Annotated in this window: 15 protein-coding genes, 1 pseudogene and 1 riboswitch; of the genes and pseudogenes, 13 read left to right on the top strand and 3 right to left on the bottom strand. The window is 66.9% G+C overall.

The genetic code is table 11. The features are described 5' to 3' along the window. Window positions 1-185: 185 nt before the first annotated feature. The 3 genes and pseudogenes from ACFWN3_RS07815 to ACFWN3_RS07805 all read right to left on the bottom strand — a co-directional run bounded on the left by ACFWN3_RS07815 (window position 186) and on the right by ACFWN3_RS07805 (window position 4,051). Window positions 186-1,133 carry a hypothetical protein gene (locus ACFWN3_RS07815; protein WP_377644997.1) on the bottom strand — a complete coding sequence of 316 codons (948 nt, stop codon included), beginning with the start codon at window positions 1,131-1,133 and terminating at the stop codon, window positions 186-188. A gap of 784 nt (window positions 1,134-1,917) precedes the next feature. After that, window positions 1,918-2,121, bottom strand: a complete 204-nt coding sequence (locus ACFWN3_RS07810; RefSeq protein ID WP_377644995.1) for a hypothetical protein — start codon at window positions 2,119-2,121, stop codon at window positions 1,918-1,920. 1,118 nt (window positions 2,122-3,239) lie between these two features. Then, window positions 3,240-4,051 (bottom strand): annotated as a pseudogene (locus ACFWN3_RS07805) (PhzF family phenazine biosynthesis protein). Window positions 4,052-4,230: 179 nt separating this feature from the next. On the opposite strand from ACFWN3_RS07805, the gene ACFWN3_RS07800 reads away from it, so the two are divergent. The 13 genes from ACFWN3_RS07800 to lipA all read left to right on the top strand — a co-directional run bounded on the left by ACFWN3_RS07800 (window position 4,231) and on the right by lipA (window position 18,573). Continuing rightward, window positions 4,231-5,745: a sugar ABC transporter ATP-binding protein gene (locus tag ACFWN3_RS07800; RefSeq protein WP_377644993.1), complete on the top strand. Its 1,515-nt coding sequence runs from the start codon at window positions 4,231-4,233 to the stop codon at window positions 5,743-5,745. Then, a complete protein-coding gene (locus ACFWN3_RS07795; protein WP_377644992.1) occupies window positions 5,738-6,736 on the top strand; it encodes an ABC transporter permease in 999 nt (332 codons plus the stop codon). The genes ACFWN3_RS07800 and ACFWN3_RS07795 overlap by 8 nt, the downstream gene beginning before the upstream one ends. After that, the gene (locus ACFWN3_RS07790; RefSeq protein ID WP_377644990.1) at window positions 6,733-7,716 is read left to right on the top strand and encodes an ABC transporter permease; all 984 of its coding nucleotides are present in this window, start codon (window positions 6,733-6,735) and stop codon (window positions 7,714-7,716) included. Before ACFWN3_RS07795 ends, ACFWN3_RS07790 begins: the two co-directional genes overlap by 4 nt. 17 nt (window positions 7,717-7,733) lie before the next feature. Continuing rightward, window positions 7,734-8,756, top strand: a complete 1,023-nt coding sequence (locus ACFWN3_RS07785; protein ID WP_377644988.1) for a sugar ABC transporter substrate-binding protein — start codon at window positions 7,734-7,736, stop codon at window positions 8,754-8,756. Window positions 8,757-8,834: 78 nt separating this feature from the next. Beyond that, window positions 8,835-9,902 (top strand): phosphotriesterase, encoded by a 1,068-nt coding sequence (locus ACFWN3_RS07780; protein ID WP_377644986.1) that lies wholly within the window; start codon window positions 8,835-8,837, stop codon window positions 9,900-9,902. A 181-nt stretch (window positions 9,903-10,083) separates the two neighbouring features. Further along, on the top strand, window positions 10,084-10,509 hold the full coding sequence (locus ACFWN3_RS07775; protein WP_377644984.1) for a hypothetical protein: 426 nt from the start codon (window positions 10,084-10,086) through the stop codon (window positions 10,507-10,509). A 60-nt stretch (window positions 10,510-10,569) separates the two neighbouring features. Continuing rightward, complete coding sequence (locus ACFWN3_RS07770) at window positions 10,570-10,716, top strand: hypothetical protein (RefSeq protein ID WP_377644982.1); 147 nt, start codon at window positions 10,570-10,572, stop codon at window positions 10,714-10,716. An 8-nt stretch (window positions 10,717-10,724) separates the two neighbouring features. Beyond that, window positions 10,725-11,576 (top strand): amidohydrolase family protein, encoded by an 852-nt coding sequence (locus ACFWN3_RS07765; RefSeq protein ID WP_377644980.1) that lies wholly within the window; start codon window positions 10,725-10,727, stop codon window positions 11,574-11,576. 155 nt (window positions 11,577-11,731) lie between these two features. Next, window positions 11,732-11,826: riboswitch (glycine riboswitch) on the top strand. A 138-nt stretch (window positions 11,827-11,964) separates the two neighbouring features. Continuing rightward, window positions 11,965-14,799 carry an aminomethyl-transferring glycine dehydrogenase gene (gene gcvP / locus ACFWN3_RS07760; RefSeq protein ID WP_377644978.1) on the top strand — a complete coding sequence of 945 codons (2,835 nt, stop codon included), beginning with the start codon at window positions 11,965-11,967 and terminating at the stop codon, window positions 14,797-14,799. Then, on the top strand, window positions 14,796-15,935 hold the full coding sequence (gene gcvT, locus ACFWN3_RS07755) for a glycine cleavage system aminomethyltransferase GcvT (protein ID WP_377644976.1): 1,140 nt from the start codon (window positions 14,796-14,798) through the stop codon (window positions 15,933-15,935). The genes gcvP and gcvT overlap by 4 nt, the downstream gene beginning before the upstream one ends. A gap of 25 nt (window positions 15,936-15,960) precedes the next feature. Then, complete coding sequence (gcvH, locus tag ACFWN3_RS07750; protein WP_377644974.1) at window positions 15,961-16,335, top strand: glycine cleavage system protein GcvH; 375 nt, start codon at window positions 15,961-15,963, stop codon at window positions 16,333-16,335. A 7-nt stretch (window positions 16,336-16,342) separates the two neighbouring features. Next, a complete protein-coding gene (glyA, locus tag ACFWN3_RS07745; RefSeq protein ID WP_377644971.1) occupies window positions 16,343-17,632 on the top strand; it encodes a serine hydroxymethyltransferase in 1,290 nt (429 codons plus the stop codon). Continuing rightward, window positions 17,629-18,573: a lipoyl synthase gene (gene lipA / locus ACFWN3_RS07740; RefSeq protein WP_377644969.1), complete on the top strand. Its 945-nt coding sequence runs from the start codon at window positions 17,629-17,631 to the stop codon at window positions 18,571-18,573. Before glyA ends, lipA begins: the two co-directional genes overlap by 4 nt. Window positions 18,574-18,575 lie beyond the last annotated feature (2 nt).

Genomic DNA, 18,575 nt, shown 5'->3' with positions numbered 1-18,575 from the left:
TCAGCGCCTCGAGTGCCAAACAGATTCACTCATCACGCCCCCGGGTCCCAGTTCGGCGCTGGATCCGTTGGCTCCAGGTGTCCGCGGCGGTGGGTGCGTCTCAGCGCCGCCTCTGATCCGGTCCGGCGGCGAATGTCGGTGCGCGTTCTCTTGCTCTTTGCCTGACGCGTTCCCCTGTGACCAACTCAAGCCTTCTTTCGATCAACGCGTGCGTCGACCACGCCCCACACCTTCGTTAGCGCCCCGTCATTGAGCGTCTCATCCCGCATCCGGAACACGTGGTTGGTTGGCTCCGCGCCCCGAGCCTGACCCACAAACGTACCGTCGCTGCGCCGGCCCTCACCGGGCTCCACCTGTACCAAACCACAGGCCTCGAGCAGCCAGTACTGCTCCCAAGCCGACGTCTTCACTCCGAAGAAGTCCTCCCGCTCTGCCGCCGAGATCCGCGCTCCACGCCCGCCCCGACAGAGCATCCGATACATCAGGTACGTCACGATCTCCGAGTCGGCCAACGTGAACACCCAGCCGTTCAGGAAGAACGCCGCGGGGATCGATATCTGGTCGTCCCCCGCAACCGGCACTTTGTAGGGCACCGGCAGGCCGACCGGACGAGGCCCTACATCCTCTAGCAGCCTCACTGAGTCGTATCCGCCCTTGCGAGAACCCCTTCCCGGTAGTTCCACCAACGACACGTCTGCCCGGGTCAGCCTTCTCAGCGCTGACCGCGCCGCAACAGCTTTGCGCTGCTTTAGCGTCCGTGATGCCGAGCCTGATCCTTCCTCCTCCGGCAGCACCACCAGGTCCGACCACGCCACCTGCCGCGAACTAGCCGCAGTCAAAGGCAGGTCCAGCACATGCGGCGCCGAGCCGACCTTGTTCTGAGCGACGAATAGGGCCACCAGCGCAGTTTGTAGCGCATGCCCGCGTGAGTTCACCAAGGCGGCCAAAGGGGGAACAACCCCGCCGCCAGGCCCGCGCACGAAGGGCGCACGCACCTTGACAAGGTCCACGCCACGACCTTCCTCCGCCAGATGGCGTAGAGCGCTTACAGCGCTGTCGTAGACGCGTGCATTCGGCCCGTTGAGGCCGTCCAAGATCTCCAGACGCCGCTGCAGGCGTCCAGATCTAGTCACGCGAGGCACTCTAGGTCAGGACGTCTTAGCACGTCCAGAGCGCCCTTGGCGCGCGAGGGAGCACCTGGCCGTGTTGAAACAGTCTATCGAACGGTTTAGCAGGACGAGACATAAGCACCGAGGTCGTGATGTCTTAGGTGACGACGCCCTCCGCGGACACGGAGGACGCCGTCTCGGAAGTCCGCCTCTAGCCGAAGGAACCACCGTGAAGAACAGCCTACCCACCCCGCGCAGTCACACCGTGGCACTGCTGGCCGCCGGGGGCCTCGCGCTTGCATGCGTACTGATGGCCATCGCTTCCGCCGACGTCGTTGCGGGCCTCGGCCTGGCCGTGGCGCTGCTCGCCTGGCTTCGCCCTCGACCGCCGGGCGTTTGACGTTGTAGGAAAGCCGGTCGAGGCCCGTAGTTTGAAGCATCTAGCCAACGGGCAGCTTGGGCCGCGTCGCTTCGCCGCCAGAGACTCGACGTCCGACCATGCCGCACAGCGAACGACTAAGTCGTTGGCAGGACTTCCCCGCGGCTCGTCGATTGGCCTCGTGCCTAGCTGTTGGCCTTGCGAAGCACGAGGACCGTGCCGTCCGTGTCGACTTTGAGTCGTCGGACGTCACCGCTGGCCTCTTTGAGCGCTTGCGCCCAGACCAAGGGATCAGGGCGTCGGGACTGCACCGGTGATGTGGCGGATCGGCGGGGGCGTGGGGTCACATCGTTGAGGATGACAGGACTTCGCACTGCGAACACCAGACATTCAACGACAGTCGTAATGACGACCGCGCGCGGCGCGGCCTCAGCGGGCGCGACGGTCGAATGAGCCGATCAGCACCGTCATGGCCGGGAGGAGCTTGCGAACGTCGCGGTCGTAGATCAGGCCCCGGTCGAGTCGGCCGGCCAGTGCGAGGAGCAGGTCCGACCAGTGATCTGCGGTGGAGGGCGACGCGAAAGTGGGAGCGGACCGCACTTCGACCTCGGTGACGGTTCGGACGATCTCCACCGGGCGATCGACTACCTCAATGGCTGCGAGGCCGGAGTCGGCTGCCCGGCGTTGTTCCCATGCTCGGTGCCGACACGATGAGGAGCACCATTTCGGGATGCGTCCTCGCGCGGGTACAGGGGTGTCGCGTCCGCACCAGCCGCAGGTGACCACCTGGCCCGGCACTCGGGGGACCTGATGCCATGAGGGCGCTTGGGCAACTCTCGGCACTGGCTGTCGCGGAGAGTACCCCGCCGGACCGACTTCGATCAGCATCAGCTGGTCGGGATCGGAGGCGGGTTTCCCCTGTCGTGGAACGTTTCTCGTTGTCACGACTCCCTAAGAGATCGCCGGCAGCCTGGCGGTCACCCCTGAACGGGACTGATGTCGTGCCAACGACTCATCAGGGACCCGGGGTGCATGAGGTGTGTGGCTCTGGGTTTCGCCGCGTGAAGCCTTACTCGTACAGAGCTCGTCGGGAGGCTGTCTACTCGGTGGGGGCTGGAGCGAGGTCGTCCGTGGAGGTCGGATTCCTCGCAGGACAGTTGACGCCGCGGTGGGCCGGGCATGATGCAGCAGGAATCTCACGGTGAGCGATTCGAGGGAAGCATGACGACTCGGTACACAGTCGACGTTGAGACGACCGGCCTCTCACCTGAGCCCATGACCGAATCGTCGAGATCGGGGTCGTCTACGTGTCCGCCTTGGGTCAGGTCCAAGACCAGTGGTCGACCCTACTCAACCCTGGCCGCGACGTTGGTCCCACGAAGATTCACGGGATCACCGCTACCCATGTCGTCGACCCTGACGCTAATGCCGCCATCGATGCCATCAGGCCGTCGCTTCAATGGATGGGCGAGCCGGACTGGGCCCCGCACCTCGAACCCTGGCAAACGCCGAAGGCATGCGTGACCTGCGCGTGCGGTCGCGATCTCGTTAAGACTTCGTTCGTGACCTGCCGGAGGAGTGGGTGCAGCAGCTCGGGGTGGTAGGAACCCCCGACGAGGCGCGACGCAGGGTAGATGAGATCGCAGCGGCTGGGGCGAGCAGCGTCGTACTGACCCCCGTCGGAGGCAACCCGGTCGACAGCCTTCTCAAGTTGTCCCGACTGATCACCGGCTGACCTTGCTGAGGGAGAGTCAGATGGAGATGGTGCCGTTGACGCAAGTCGTCGTCGCGCCGCCGACCGAGACATCCGCGTTCGGTCTGGTCGTGGTGATCGTGATGCTGCCAGCCCGGCCGACGCGCGGCCCCTGGGAGACCCGGTAGGTACTCGGGGTGACCCCGCTCGAGATCAGCCACTGCGCCACGCTGGCGTCCATGCTTCTGCACACCGGGTGCTCGGCGACACCCACCCGTGTCGCGAAGGTCCGCAGCTCAAAGGCGTAGGGCGAACCGGAGGGGTAAGGCCCCACCGCGCCAACCATTGCGTCCGGGATGACCGACAGGTCCGGCCCGAGTGCCAGAACCTGCTCCGCGGTGGGCAGGCGCAGGACGGCCCATCCGGGCCCGTTGTCGACCCACTGGTGTGCGACGACCTCCTCACGGTCGATACCAAAGAAGGCGACTACTTGGGTCACCAACTCCTCGTCCATGGGGCCGGTGCGTACCGGGGGTGGGGCAGCGAAGGACAGCGTGCCATCTCCTCGATGCACTTCCACCAGGCCTACCTCGCACTCCGGCACGAGCGTTGCCGTGCTCGACGGTGTACCGCCCGACGTCAACCAGGCGTGCGCTGATCCCAGTGTGGGGTTCCCGCGAAGGGCAGCTCGCCGCGGGGCGTGAAGATCCGCAGCCGGTAGTCCGCGCCGGGATGGGTGGCGGCCTGGACGAACGTCGTCTCGGACAGGTTCGTCCAGCGGGCCACAGCCTGCATGTCCGTGTCAGTGAGGTCGTCCGCATCGAGAACCCCCGCAACGGGGTTGCCGTAGTACGGGATCGACGAGAACACATGCACCTTGGCGAAGGCGTAGGCACGAGCCACGGAATGTCACCCCTCAGCACGGTCAGAGCTTGAAACATGTTCGTTACAGAACACCCCATTGCCAAACAAACACTGCATGCTGTTCGATAGTGCAGGCAACGAAGCCTGATCGGACAAACAGGAGAACCCATGACCGAGGAGTCAGCGTGAGCGCGACGAGCGCGCAGGCGCCGTCCGACGAACGTGGGCAGGTCCTGCTGGCCGTGGAAGGGCTGAGCAAGAGCTACGGCCGTGCGAGGGCGATGTCGGATGTGTCGGTGTCCTTCGCGGCGGGGGAGGTCCATGCCCTGCTCGGAGAGAACGGGGCCGGCAAGAGCACCTTGGTCAAGGCGATCGCCGGTGTCATCACACCGGACTCAGGACGCATCCACGGCCCCGCCCACGAGTCCGGGGATGTCGCCATGGTGTTCCAGGAGCTCTCGGTCATCCCCGAGATGTCGATCATGGACAACCTGGCTTTGTCCAGCCGTGGCCGCCGCGGTCCCGTCGTGTCCTACGCCAAGCTGCGCGAGCGAGCGCAAGGAAGCCTGGCTGCCGCAGGCCTGTCGAACATGGCCCTGGACCAGCCGGTCGAGGTACTCTCGCTCGCGCAGCGTCAGCTCCTCGAGATTGCGCGCGGCCTGATGGCCAACGCGAAGGTCCTCATCCTGGACGAGCCGACGGCCACGTTGTCCGACGTCGAGATCGCGCGGGTCCACTCCGTCATCCGCTCCCTGACCGACACAGGGACCGCGATCGTCTACATCACCCACCGCCTCGGCGAGGTGTTCGAGTTGGCTGACCGGATCAGTGTGATGCGTGCTGGGCGAGTCGTCGCCACTGGTCCGACCGGCGATTTCAGCATGAAGACGCTGGTCACCGCCATGCTCGGGGCAGATCACCAGCCTGTTCAGAAAGACATCCCGGAGTCCGGGCCCGAGGCTCGGTCAGTGCTTGCGGTGGAGCACGCGAGCGCGACCGGAGCCTACGACGACGTGTCCCTCGAGGTGAGGGGCGGGGAAGTGGTGGCGCTGTTCGGGCAGATCGGGTCCGGTGCCGACGACCTCGTGCGGTCCGTCGCCGGTCTGCTTCCTCTGGATGGCGGGCAGGTACTGCTCGACGGGGCAGTCCTGGCGGTCGGCGACCGGGCACGAGCCCAGCGCGCTGGAATCTCCTACATCTCCCCGGACCGCGTGAACGAGGGCGTGTTTCTCGAAGCGGCGGTCACCACGAACATCAGTTCAGGTGCGCTGCATCGCACGACGTCGAGGGGCGTTATCAACCGTCGACTCGAGACTGCCCTCGCCAAGGAACTGGCCGCCCTGGTGGCGCTCGATCCTTCCCGGGTCCGCGAACCAGTCCTTGCGTTTAGCGGCGGGAACCAGCAGAAGGTGGCCATCGCCCGCGCGCTCGCCAGCCAGCCCGTGGTGCTCGTCCTCAACGAGCCCACCCGCGGAGTCGACATCGGTGCTCGCTCCGAGATCTACCGGAGCATCCGTCAACGCGCCGCCAAGGGGGTCCTGGTCCTCCTGTACTCCAGCGACATCGTGGAGATCCGTGAGCTCGCCGACCGTGTCATCACGATGTACCGCGGCCGCCATGTCGGCACTCACAAGGTCGACGCGGTGGCCGACTCCCAGCTGCTCACCGAAATCCTGAACGGGTCACACACGCATGAGTAACTCCACCGTCCCGACCGCGTCCGCCCCCGCCACGAGCGCGTCGAGGCGATCGCTCTCGCTGCGCGCCACTGGCTCTGTCGTCATCGGGCTGATCACCGCAGCCTTTGCGCTGGTGAGCCTCTTCGTTGTCCCGAACTTCGGCACCACCTCCAACATCCGAGCCTTGCTGCTGTCCGTGTCCCTGACTGGAATCGCAGCGGTGGGACTCAGCCTCATCACCATCTCCGGCCAGATCTTTTCGCTGGCCATCTCGTCCATGATCGCCATCGGGACGATCGCCTTCGCCCGTGCCCTCGATGTCAGCGGTTGGGCCGGGCTCGCGTTCGCGATTGCCGTGGGCCTACTCATCGGAGCGACCCAGGGGTTGGTCATTGGTCGGCTGCGCACCAACCCGATCATCACGACCATCGCGTTCTCGGCGATCCTCCTCGGCGTCGGTCAGCTCTACACCCAAGGGCACACGATCACCGGCGGAGCAGACGCAAGCCTGTTCAACAGCAACTTGTTCGGCTTTCTACCGTTCCAGGTGCTGACATTCGTGCTAGTCACCGTCGCGTTGTACTTGTGGCACCGCTACACGGTCACCGGGCGGCAGATCACCCTCATCGGACTGAACGAACGGGCCGCCCAGATCTCTGGGACTCGTGTCTGGCCGCTGGTGCTCACCGCGTTCGCCGTCTCGGGCGCGTGCACGGGACTGGCCGCAGGCCTGCTGGCCGCCCAATCCGGCCAGGGAAACCTCCTCCTCGGGGGCGCGTTCGGCTTCGATGTCATCGTCGCCGTGGTTGTCGGCGGCATCGCCGTCAACGGAGGCGCAGGTACCCCGCTGAGCGCCGCCGTTGGAGCGCTATTCGTCGGGCTTCTCGGCAACGTTCTGGCGCTATCCGGACTCAGCTACGAGAACCAACTCGTCATCAAGGGCGTTCTGGTCCTGCTGGCCGTCACCCTCACCGGGTTGTCTTCGATGCTGAGCGCGGGAGGCCGGCGATGAAGTCCTCGACGTTCCTCTACTGGAACTTCCGCAATCTCCTCGCGTGGGGCCTGGCCCTCCTTGCAGCCCTCTACTTCGTCGTGACCAACTCAGCCTTCTCGAGCGCGGGGAACGTCTTCGCCCTCCTCCAGATCTTCTCGGTCCTCGTCATGGTGGCCTCCGGCCTTGCTGTGGTGATGCTAATCGGCGAGTTCGACCTGTCCATCGCCGGCGTGTTTCCTCTCGCGGCCCTCATCGCCGTGAAGCTGAACGACAGCCTCGGGATGGTCCCCGCGATGGGCGTAGCGGTAGTCGTCGCGGCAGCGATCGGCCTCCTGAACGGAGCAATCACCGCGTTCGTCCGGATCCCCTCGCTGGCCGTCACCGTCGGCTCCATGGTGCTGGCGATCGGTCTCGGGTTCGCCGTTGCGGCGGGCCAGCTCGTCCAGGCACTGGATTACGAGGCCGGGCTGAAACTTACCGAACCGGTTGCCGGCGTCTTCTCGCTCCAGTCCCTGGTCCAGGTCGCCCTCGCGATCGCGCTCATGCTGGTCGCCCGATGGACCTGGTTCGGTCGGTTCGTCTACGCCGTGGGTAGCGACCGGGCGAGGGCCAGGGCGTCAGGTCTGCCTGTGAAGCGCACCGTTATCGCCGCTTTCGTGATCTCGGCCAGCCTCGCAGGACTCGGCGGCGCACTCCAAGGCATTTCGCTCGCCACGGGGACCGCCGGCGCCGAGGAGAGTTTCCTCCTCCAGGCCGCCACCGCGGCCATCCTCGGGGGCATTGCGCTGACGGGTGGCAAGGGCAGCCTCGCGGGGGTCTTCGGTGCCGCGCTCCTGCTCTCGGTGATTTCCAATGGCCTCAGCTTGACCGGGACCGACCAAGCCATCATCCAACTGGTCAACGGCAGCATCCTCCTGCTCGTCGTCATCTTCGACGGACCCCTCAACCAGTTCATCCACAACCGAGTTCGCCAACCACAACGAGTACAGCTCCCCTAATGAAAACGAGGTTCACCATGAGAAGTCCCCGCACCCTGGTCGCCGCAATCGCGGCAGCCATCCTCTCCATCACCCTTGCCGCATGTGGAAGCGCCGAAAACGGCAGCAGCGGCACCGCGAGCAGCGCCAGCGACAGCATCGCGGGCAAGCGCATCGCGTACCTCACCGTCTCGCAGTCGTGTGAGTACTGCGCACGCCAGGCCAACGCCTTCACCAGCGCGATGAAGATGGCGGGCGCAGAGGTGACCATGTCGGTCACCAACTTCGACGCGGCCGAACAGGCTCAGCAGCTCAACCAGGCCGTCAGCACCAAGCCGGACATCATCGTGATCTGGCCGACTGACAACACCTCCATCATCCCGGCGCTCGAGCGGATCAAGCAGACGACGAAGATCCCGGTCGTCGTGACTACGTACCTGCCGCGCACCGACGACACGAGCCTGTGGGCCGCGTGGGTCGGCCCGAACGACAAGCAGCTCGGCGTGCAGGCCGCCCAGGCACTTATCGCCGGCCTCAAGGAGACCGGCAACGGTGACTCCGGCTCGGTCATCATGGTGACCGGCACTCCAGGCGGCGGCTCGACCATCGACCGTGGAGCGGGGTTCGAAGAGACCCTGAAGAAGGAAGCCCCCGGTCTGAAGATCGTCGGTTCGCAGCCCGGGAACTGGGACCAGACCCAGGCCACCACGGCCGCTGCAAACCTGATCTCGCAGTTCGGCAAGGACAAGATCGTCGGCGTGTTCGCTCAGGCGGACAACATGCTCGCCGGGGCTATCGTCGCCGCGGAGCGCGCGGGGTACAAGGCGGGAACCGATCTCGTCGCTGTGGGCTCCGACTGCACAATCGAGGGCTACACCAACATCGAGGCCGGAAAGCAGTACGGCACCAACCTGCAGAACCCGGTTGTGGACGGATCGACGGTCGCCGAGATCACCACGTCGGTGCTCAAGGGGCAGAAGGTCGAGAACATCACCTACATCGACACCCCGGCGATCACGAAGGCGAACCTCGCCGAGTGCGCTTCCGCCGTCGGCAAGTGACCACGGACTGACCAGTCCCCACCCAGCCCGGTGGCGTCGATCTGAGATCGGCGCCACCGGATCGGAAGGAACATCGCGATGACCACCGTCATGACGGTCACGGGCCCTGTCGAGGTATCCACCCTGGGCCGCACCCTCCCGCACGAGCACCTCCTCATCGACCTGTCGCCCTACGTTGACGAGCTCGCCCGCTTCACTCTGCTACCGCACGAGTCGGAGCAGGTTGGCCTCGCCAACTTGGGCGCCATCCGCGGCAACCCGTACGGCAACCGGGACAACTGCATCCTCGACAGCGTCGAGCTCGCTGTCCGCGAGCTGGAGCTCTTCAAGGCCGCGGGCGGGCAGACCCTCGTTGACGCCACCAACAACGACATCGGCAGCGATCCCCTCGCGCTGAGGGAGATCAGCGAGCGCACGGGCGTCAACATCGTCGCCGGCTGTGGCCACTACGTGAACTTCGCCCAGCCCGACCAGGTTCGCCAGGCCAGCCGCATACAGATCACCGAAAGTCTCCTTCAGCAGATCCAGTCGGGCCTGAAGGGCACCGACGTGCGCCCCGGCATCATCGGCGAGATCGGGACGACCCACCCACTCCACCCGAACGAGGAGAAGGTCCTTCGGGCCGCCGCCACCGCACAGAAGGAGACCGGTCTGCCGCTATCCGTTCACGTCCACCCGCCGACGCGCGCCGGGCATGACGTCCTGGACCTCCTCGAGGGGGAGGGAGTCGACCTCCAGCGGGTCGTGCTCTGCCACATCGACGCTGCGCTGGCTCACAACGACATTGAGTTCGCCGATGCGGTCGCGTACCAGCAGTCGCTCGCCGAGCGAGGCGCGTTCGTCGAGTTCGACCTCTGCGGCAATTCGGGGTACTTCAGCGATGGCCCCAACTCATGGTGGCTCCCCTCCGATCGTGAGCGGGCCAAGGCCATTGGGCGGCTCGTCGACGCGGGCTACGCCGGCTCCCTGCTGATCTCGCAGGACGTCGGGCATAAGCACTACCTCTCCGAGTACGGCGGCTGGGGGTTCGGGCACGTCCTCACCGTCTTCAAGGACATGGTGGCCGACTTCGGCGTCGACACCGCCACCCACGAGGCCATCACTGTTGCCAACCCCGCGCGGATGCTGACGGGCCAGGAACTCTGAGGTCTCGTCCGAGACAGGCGGTGCGGGCACTCTGACGCGGTCGAGGCGCCCGCACCGCCACCAGCTGGCTCGAACCGACCATGCTGAGGGAGAAGGGACGACATAAGCGCACCGACTTGGCGTGGAAGCACCACCAAGACCGTCCACGCGTACAACGACCGGCTGAGCTGCCGACCTGGGGATGCGTGCGTTCAAGGTCAGCGCCGACGAGCCATACACAGCGGACCTGGTCTGGCTCCAGCACCGCGACGACCACCCGGATGGCCCGGGTATCAACGAGCATCACGTGCCGGCCGCGTTCGCCGGGCGGTATGACGCCATCCACCAGCCCATCGTCACGGGCAGCTACATCAGCATCGAGGATCCCCACGGACTCCTCGCCCTGACTGGATGCCGATTCACCGTGTCGTGCAGTCCGCGACCGGGGCGGACGTGCACACCGTGGTCGTCGACGGTCGCGTCGTGGTTCGACTACTTCGGCGGCCGTCGTCACGAGGTCTTCACCGATGACGAGCTCGAGTTCGTGCGCGAGTACGCCGTGGTCCAGCTGCTACTCAACGGCGTCACTACGGCTGTGCCCATCGCCGCTGAGGTATATCGGGAATGAGCCGAGACCAGACTTGACTGCGAACGCCTGGCCGACGCGGCCCGACGCGACGGCCTGCGCATGTTCCTCGGTCCCAGCTACCGCTCGGGCGTCAACACCGTTGACGAAAACGGAACCGCAACAGTGTCTTTCGACGAGGCGCGTGGTGTCGAGGGTCTGCGCGAGGCGGTTTCGTTCATCGACGGTCTGCCAGCCGCGACGACCTGATCACCCGTGTGCTCCTGCCGTGTCGCATCGAGACGCTGACGCGCGAACTCCTGTCAGCGACGGCGACCGAGGCTCGCAAGCGTGGGGCCCTGGTGCGCCTCCACTGCCTGCAGGGCAACGGAGAGCTGCTTGAGCTCGACACTCGTCACGGCAAGCGACCCCTAGAGCTCCTGCGAGAAGCTGGGCTGCTTGACGCCAGGCTGCTCGTCGTCCACGGCATCTTCGTCGGTGGCTACTCTGGCGGACACCACGTGGAGTACTCGGGTGAAATCGAGGAGCTCGTGAAGCATGGAGTCACCGTGGTGCACTGTCCGATGACGTCCGCCAGCGACGCCGCCGCCCTCGAGACCTTCGACCGCTACCGTGACGCCGGGGTGAACATCGCGCTCGGCAGTGACTCCTTCCCGCCAGACCTCATCCGCGCGATGGACTACGGCAACAACCTCGCCAAGGTGCTCACCCACGACCAAAGCGCTGGGAGCCCGTCCAACTACTTCCGGGCCGCCACTCTGGGCGGGGCAGCCGCGCTCGGACGCGATGACCTCGGGCGGCTAGCCGTCGGAGCCCGAGCTAACATCACCGTGGTCGACATGAGCAGGTTGCGCTCCGGAGTGCTCGACGACCCCATCCGCGGGCTGCTCATGAACGCGAGCGGTGGGTCGGTCACGAACGTCTTCGTCACCGGTCGCCACGTCGTTGTCGACGGTTGGGTGCCCGGGGTCGACGAGCACGACTTCAAGCGGCGGGCCCTGGCGCACTACACCCGGATGAAGCAGGCGTATTCGGAGCGTGACTACCGCCGGCGGCCCACCAGCGACCTTTTCCCACCGTCGTTCCGCCGGCCCACCGCGCACACCTAGCCCTGCCACTGAGCCATGCGGCGCTGGGGCATCCGCGCCTTTCGGTGCCGGTGAGGCCCATGGCGCAACCGTTCTAGGCCATCGCTGAGATAGTTCTTGACGCGTCCGATCGAACATGGATATGTTCACTCTGAACAACTTCATACATCGCCGTTCGAGCCAGGGCGGGAGAGCCAGGGTCGTGACGAACTGGCGCCGAAGGAGCAACCCTTCCCACGAATCTCTCAGGCCCACAGACCGTTCTGGTAAGGCGAACTCTGGAAAGCAGGTCCAGCAACCTGCACCGATGGTGCAAGCCGCACGTGCGGTGAAGCTCTCAGGTCCGATGACAGAGCGGGAAGGCAGCCCACCCCGTCGTGTTCGCACGGTCAGATCAGGGAGCCTTTCGATGACCACCCCTACCCTTAGTGACTTCGTGTCTCGCCATGTCGGCTTCACCGCCGACGAGCAGGACCGGATGCTGGCCGAGCTCGGCTACTCCTCCCTGGACTCGCTGGTCGACGCTGCCGTGCCTCGCGGTCTCCGCAGTGACACCTCCCTTTCCTTGCCCGCCGCGGCCACCGAGTCCCAGGTCCTCGCCGAGCTGCGCTCCCTCGCATCCACGAACGCCCCAGGCGAGCCGATGATCGGGCTGGGCTACCACGCCACGGTGACTCCGGGCGTCATCCGGCGCCGAGTCCTCGAGAGTCCGGCCTGGTACACCGCCTACACCCCGTACCAGCCTGAGATTTCGCAGGGCCGTCTCGAAGCACTCCTGAACTTCCAGACGATGGTCTCGGATCTCACGGGTCTGCCTACCGCCAACGCATCGCTCCTCGACGAGGCGACGGCGGTGGCAGAGGCCGTCACGGTGATGCGTCGGGCGGCGCCCGGCAAACCCGACGTGGTCCTCGTCGACGCCGACGTCCTCCCTCAAAGCCTGGCCGTTCTGCAGACCAGGTGCGAGGCCGTAGGGGTCGAGGTCGTCGTGGCCGACCTCACGCAAGGCCTGCCGGACGTCGAGGCGTTCGGGGTCGTCGTCCAGTACCCGGGAGCCTCGGGCCTCATCTCGGACCACCGTGGCCTCACCGCTGACGCGCACGACCGGGGCGCGCTCGTGGCGGTGGCCGCAGACCTCCTCGCCCTCACCGTGCTGACGCCCCCCGGACGGTGGGGCGCCGACGTCGTCGTCGGTTCCAGTCAGCGCTTCGGTGTACCCCTCGGCTTCGGCGGCCCACATGCCGGGTTCATCGCCGTCCGGACCGGGCTCGAGCGCGGGCTGCCGGGCAGGCTCGTCGGCGTCAGCGTGGACGCCACCGGTCGTCCGGCCTACCGCCTCGCACTGCAAACCCGCGAGCAACACATTCGCCGCGACAAGGCGACCTCCAACATCTGCACCGCGCAGGTCCTCCTCGCGGTCATCGCGTCCATGTACGCCGTCTACCACGGGCCGGTCGGCCTACGCGCGATCGCCGACCGTGTCCACGGGCATGCCACCGCACTGGCCGAGGGCCTGCGCGCGGCCGACATCCAGGTCGTGCACGACACGTTCTTCGACACCGTGCTCGCCAGCGTGCCGGGACGAGCCGCTGACGTCGTTGCCGCCGCCGCCCGAGCGGGGGTGCTCCTTCGCCTTGTCGACGCCGACCATGTGGGCGTCTCGGTCGGGGAGTCCACTTGCACCGAACACCTCATGGCCGTCCTGCGAGCCTTCGGCTCGGACGCCACCCCAGCGCCGGGTGGCACCTGCCTGCCCGCCGCGCTGCTGCGCGAGGGGGAGATCCTCACCCACCCGGTGTTCCGCACACACCACTCCGAGACGAACATGCTGCGGTACCTACGATTCCTGTCGGACAAGGACTACGCCCTCGACCGGGGGATGATTCCCCTCGGGTCCTGCACGATGAAGCTGAATGCGACCACCGAGATGGAGCCGATCTCCTTCCCTGGGTTCGCCGACCTCCACCCCTTCGCACCGGCCGAGGCTGGGGCAGGATACGGCGCCCTCGTCGACCAGCTCGAGTGCTGGCTCGCTGACCTCACCGGCTATGCCAAGGTGTCGATACAGCCCAACGCCGGCAGCCAGGGCGAGCTCGCGGGCCTGCTGGCGATCCGCGCGTACCACCGCGCCAATGGCGAGGCCTCGCGCGACGTGTGCCTGATCCCCTCATCCGCGCATGGCACCAATGCGGCGTCGGCCGTCATGGCCGGCATGCGCGTGGTCGTCGTCCGGGGGAACGACGACGGGACGATCGATCTCGACGATGTCCGCGCCAAGTGCAGAGAGCATGGCGACCGCCTGGCGGCCGTCATGGTGACCTACCCTTCGACGCACGGCGTGTACGAAGAGGGGATCACGGAGCTCTGTGACCTCGTGCACGCGCACGGGGGCCAGGTCTACGTCGACGGCGCCAACCTCAATGCCCTGCTCGGTTTGGCCGCACCAGGCTCCTTCGGGGGTGACGTCTCACATCTAAACCTGCACAAGACCTTCTGCATCCCACACGGCGGTGGGGGGCCCGGGGTCGGCCCGGTTGCGGTGGCCGCCCACCTCGTGCCTTACCTGCCGTCGCACCCGATGCACCCCGACCCCACTCGTCGAACGGGCATCGGCCCCGTCAGTGCGGCACCCTACGGGTCTGCGGGGATCCTCCCGATCAGTTGGGCATACATCCGGCTCATGGGCGCCGAAGGCCTCACTCACGCCACGAAGGTCGCCGTCCTCGCGGCCAACTACATCGCACGCCGGCTGGCCCCGCACTACCCGACCCTGTTCACCGGCAACCACGGTCTCGTCGCGCACGAGTGCATCCTCGACCTTCGCGTACTAACTCGGGCCACCGGCGTCACGGTGGACGACGTGGCCAAACGCCTGATCGACTACGGCTTCCACGCCCCGACCATGTCCTTCCCGGTGGCCGGCACGCTCATGGTCGAGCCCACCGAGTCCGAGGACCTCGGCGAGGTCGACCGGTTCATTGACGCCATGATCGCCATCCGCACCGAGATCGAGGACGTCGCCGGCGACCGATGGGCCGTGGAGGACAGCCCGCTGCGTGCGGCGCCACACACCGCTGCATCGGTGGTCGGCGAGTGGGGGAAGGCCTACACCCGTCAGGAGGCCGTCTATCCCTCCGGCACGTCCGACGACAAGTACTGGCCGCCGGTCCGGCGCATCGACGGCAGCCACGGTGACCGAAACCTGGTCTGCTCATGCCCCCCGCCGGAGGCGTTCTCCTCATGACCGGCCCCTCGACCACCTCGCCCCAGGAGGGCCAGATGTCCAAACCCACTGCGCTGCACGACGTCCACGCCGAAGCCGGGGCCCACTTCACTGACTTCGCCGGCTGGCGCATGCCCCTGCGATATCGCAGCGAGCTGGCCGAGCACCACGCCGTGCGTACCACGGCCGGCCTGTTCGACTTGTCCCACATGGGGGAGATCGAGGTCACCGGGACGCAGGCGGCGTCATTCCTCGACTACGCCGTGGTCGGCGACGTTGGCGCGCTTGCCGTGACCAAGGCTCGGTACACCATGATCTGCCGCCCCGACGGTGGAATCCTCGACGACCTCATCGTGTACCGCCTTGAGGACAACCGATACATGGTGGTCGCCAACGCGGCCAACTCGCAGGTCGTCCTCGACGCATTGCGAGAGCGCGAGGACGGATTCGATGCCGTCGTCCACGACTCACGAGACGACTGGGCGCTCATCGCCATCCAGGGCCCGGTGGCGACGGCTGTGCTTCGGTCCCTGACCGACGTCGACCTCGACGCCCTGATGTATTACGCCGTCGCGGAGGGACGCGTGGGAGGGCGCCCTGCGAGGCTCGCTCGGACCGGATATACCGGGGAGGACGGCTTTGAGATCTTCTGCGCCCCCGACGATGCCGTCGCCATCTGGACCGCACTGTGCGCGGCTGGCGGAAGCCTTGGCGTCATCCCGGCTGGTCTCGCGTGTCGCGACTCCCTGCGACTGGAGGCCGCGATGCCGCTCTACGGCAACGAACTCTCCGAGCAGCTCACCCCCTTCGAGGCGGGGCTCGGACGAGTTGTTCGCTTTGACAAGGCCGGGGACTTCGTCGGGCGGCAGGCTTTGGAGGCCAAGGCCAAGGTCAGGGTCGACCACGTTCGTGTCGGCCTCCGGCCGGGAGGTCGACGCACCCCTCGGGCTGGGTCTCCGGTTCTGGACCCCACCAGCGGCGACCGCGTCGGATGGGTGACCAGTGGGGCCCCGTCGCCCACCCTGGGGCACCCCATCGCGATGGCCTACGTCGGCACCTCCTTGGCGCAGCCGGGAACGGGCCTCATCGTCGACGTGCGCGGCACTGCAGTCGAGGCAACCGTGGTCGACCTTCCCTTCTACAGCCGTCCCCGCTGACCCCACCACCACGAGGAGCACCACCATGGCCAACCCCACCGATCTCAAGTACACCGACCAGCACGAGTGGCTGAGGATCGACGGCGACGTCGCGACCGTCGGAATCACCGCGTTCGCCGCGGACGCGCTCGGAGACATCGTCTACGTCGACCTGCCCACGGTCGGCGCTGCGGTCACCGCAGGGCAGGCGTGCGGGGAGATCGAGTCCACCAAGTCGGTCAGCGAGCTCTACGCCCCCGTCGACGGGGAGGTCCTCGAAGTCAACGGCGCAGCCGCGGAAGACCCGGCACTGCTGAATACCGACCCCTTCGGCGACGGCTGGATCCTCAAGGTCCGCGTCGCCGGCGCACCCGACCTGCTGGACGCCGCCGCGTATGACGCGCTCGTCGCCCAGGGCTGAGGACGTCATGGCCCCCAACCTGCTGAACCAGAACCTGGCCGACGTCGACCCCGAGATCGCCGCAGCCCTTGATGCCGAGCTCGCACGCCAAGAGACCACCCTGGAGATGATCGCCTCGGAGAACTTCGCGCCGATCGCGGTCATGCAGGCCCAGGGTTCGGCCGCCACGAACAAGTACGCGGAGGGTTACCCGGGACGCCGATACTACGGCGGGTGCGAGCACGTGGACGTCGTCGAGCAGCTGGCGATCGACCGGCTCAAGGCCCTCTTCGGCGCCCAGTACGCCAACGTTCAGCCGCACTCGGGCGCCCAGGCGAACACCGCGGTGTTCTTCGCGTTGCTCCAGCACGGTGACACCATCCTCGGCCTCGACCTCGCGCACGGCGGTCACCTCACCCACGGAATGCGGCTGAACTACAGCGGCAAGACCTTCACCGTGGTCCCCTACCACGTCGGAAATGACGGGTTGGTGGACATGGATGAAGTGGCCCGCCTCGCCAGCGAGCACCGGCCTCGAATGGTCATCGCCGGGTGGTCTGCGTACCCACGCCATCTCGACTTCGCCCGGTTCCGCCAGATCGCCGACGAGGTGGGCGCCTACCTCTTCGTCGACATGGCCCACTTCGCGGGTCTCGTCGCGGCGGGCCTGCACCCCAACCCGGTCCCACACGCCCACGTCACGACTTCGACCACCCACAAGACGCTCGGCGGCCCACGAGGCGGTGTCATCCTCACCGACGACCCGGACATCGCCAAGAAGGTCAACAGCGCCGTCTTTCCGGGTCTGCAGGGAGGCCCGCTCGAGCACGTCATCGCGGCGAAGGCCGTCTCCTTCCTGCTCGCCTCCGGCCCGGCCTTCCGCGAGCGGCAGGAGCGGACCGTCGAAGGGGCCCGCATCCTGGCCGGACGGCTCATGCGCGAGGACGCGCGGACGGTCGGGATCAAGGTCCTCACCCAGGGCACCGACGTCCACCTCGTGCTCATCGATCTGGTCGACTCACCGCTGGACGGCAAGCAGGCCGAGGACCGCCTGCACGCCGTCGGGATCACCGTGAACCGCAACGCCGTGCCGAACGATCCCCGGCCGCCCATGGTCACCTCCGGCCTGCGTATCGGCACCTCCGCGCTGGCAACCCGGGGCCTGGGCGCCACCGCCTTCGCCGAGGTTGCTGACATCATCGCCGCTGCCCTCCGGCCCGAGCTCGGCGCCGACCATGCACGTCGGCTGAGGCGGCGGGTTCACGCGCTCGCGAGCGAGCACCCCCTCTACCCCGCACTGACCAACGGGAAACGATGAGCAGTCCTCCCACCGCCGGTCGACGGCTGCTTCGACTCGAGGTCCAAAACCCCGGGAGCCCGATCGACCGCAAGCCGGCTTGGATGCGTCGGGAGTTCCGCACCAGGCCCGGCTATGCCACCGTGTCCTGCGTCGTCGAGGGCTCCTCCCTGAATACGGTCTGCAGGGAGGCGCGCTGCCCGAATATCTTCGAGTGCTGGGAAAACCGGGAGGCCACGTACCTGATCGGGGGCGACACGTGCACCGGGCGCTGCGACTTCTGCGATATCGCCACCGGTCGACCGGCGCCCCCCGACCTCGACGAGCCGCGGCGGGTTGCCGAGTCGGTCGCCGCCATGGGGCTGCGGTACGCCACGGTCACCGGGGTCACCCGGGACGACCTGCCCGACGAGGGAGCGTGGCTCTGGGCGGAGACCGTTCGACGAATACGGGCGGCGGCCCCCGGCGCAGGCGTCGAGCTGCTCGTCCCAGACTTCAGTGGCCGGACTGACCTGGTCGACGAGGTCCTCGGCTCCGCCCCCGACGTCTTCGCGCACAACCTCGAGACGGTCCCGCGAATCTTCCGCAGGGTCAGGCCGGGCTTTGCATACGAGACCAGCCTGGAGGTCCTCCGGCACGCGGCCGCGCGTGGCGCCATCACCAAGTCCAACCTCATTCTCGGTATGGGTGAAGAGATCGACGAGGTCGTGGGCACTATGGAGGAGCTCCGCGAGGCCGGCTGTCAGCTCCTGACCGTCACCCAGTACCTCCGGCCGTCCGCGCGCCACCACCCCGTGGCGCGGTGGGTTGCTCCGTGGGAGTTCGAGCAGCTCTCAGACATCGCTATAGCGTTGGGGTTCTCTGGCGTGTTGAGCGGTCCCCTCGTGCGGTCCTCCTATCGCGCCGGACACCTCTACGCGCAGGCGCGCGCCGGACTGGCACGACCGATGAGTGGAGGCTGACG

The organism is Oryzobacter terrae, assembly GCF_042756445.1.
Classification (GTDB): domain Bacteria; phylum Actinomycetota; class Actinomycetes; order Actinomycetales; family Dermatophilaceae; genus Oryzobacter; species Oryzobacter terrae.
The sequence above is the reverse complement of the archived record's forward strand: the minus strand, read 5'-3'. Positions and strand labels throughout refer to the sequence as shown.

Coding starts and splice junctions, on each gene's coding strand:
- ACFWN3_RS07795 (WP_377644992.1), top strand. CDS start 5,738: ATGAGTAACTCCACCGTCCCGACCGCGTCCGCCCCCGCCACGAGCGCG.
- ACFWN3_RS07790 (WP_377644990.1), top strand. CDS start 6,733: ATGAAGTCCTCGACGTTCCTCTACTGGAACTTCCGCAATCTCCTCGCG.
- ACFWN3_RS07785 (WP_377644988.1), top strand. CDS start 7,734: ATGAGAAGTCCCCGCACCCTGGTCGCCGCAATCGCGGCAGCCATCCTC.
- ACFWN3_RS07780 (WP_377644986.1), top strand. CDS start 8,835: ATGACCACCGTCATGACGGTCACGGGCCCTGTCGAGGTATCCACCCTG.
- ACFWN3_RS07775 (WP_377644984.1), top strand. CDS start 10,084: ATGCGTGCGTTCAAGGTCAGCGCCGACGAGCCATACACAGCGGACCTG.
- ACFWN3_RS07770 (WP_377644982.1), top strand. CDS start 10,570: ATGTTCCTCGGTCCCAGCTACCGCTCGGGCGTCAACACCGTTGACGAA.
- gcvP (WP_377644978.1), top strand. CDS start 11,965: ATGACCACCCCTACCCTTAGTGACTTCGTGTCTCGCCATGTCGGCTTC.
- gcvT (WP_377644976.1), top strand. CDS start 14,796: ATGACCGGCCCCTCGACCACCTCGCCCCAGGAGGGCCAGATGTCCAAA.
- gcvH (WP_377644974.1), top strand. CDS start 15,961: ATGGCCAACCCCACCGATCTCAAGTACACCGACCAGCACGAGTGGCTG.
- glyA (WP_377644971.1), top strand. CDS start 16,343: ATGGCCCCCAACCTGCTGAACCAGAACCTGGCCGACGTCGACCCCGAG.
- lipA (WP_377644969.1), top strand. CDS start 17,629: ATGAGCAGTCCTCCCACCGCCGGTCGACGGCTGCTTCGACTCGAGGTC.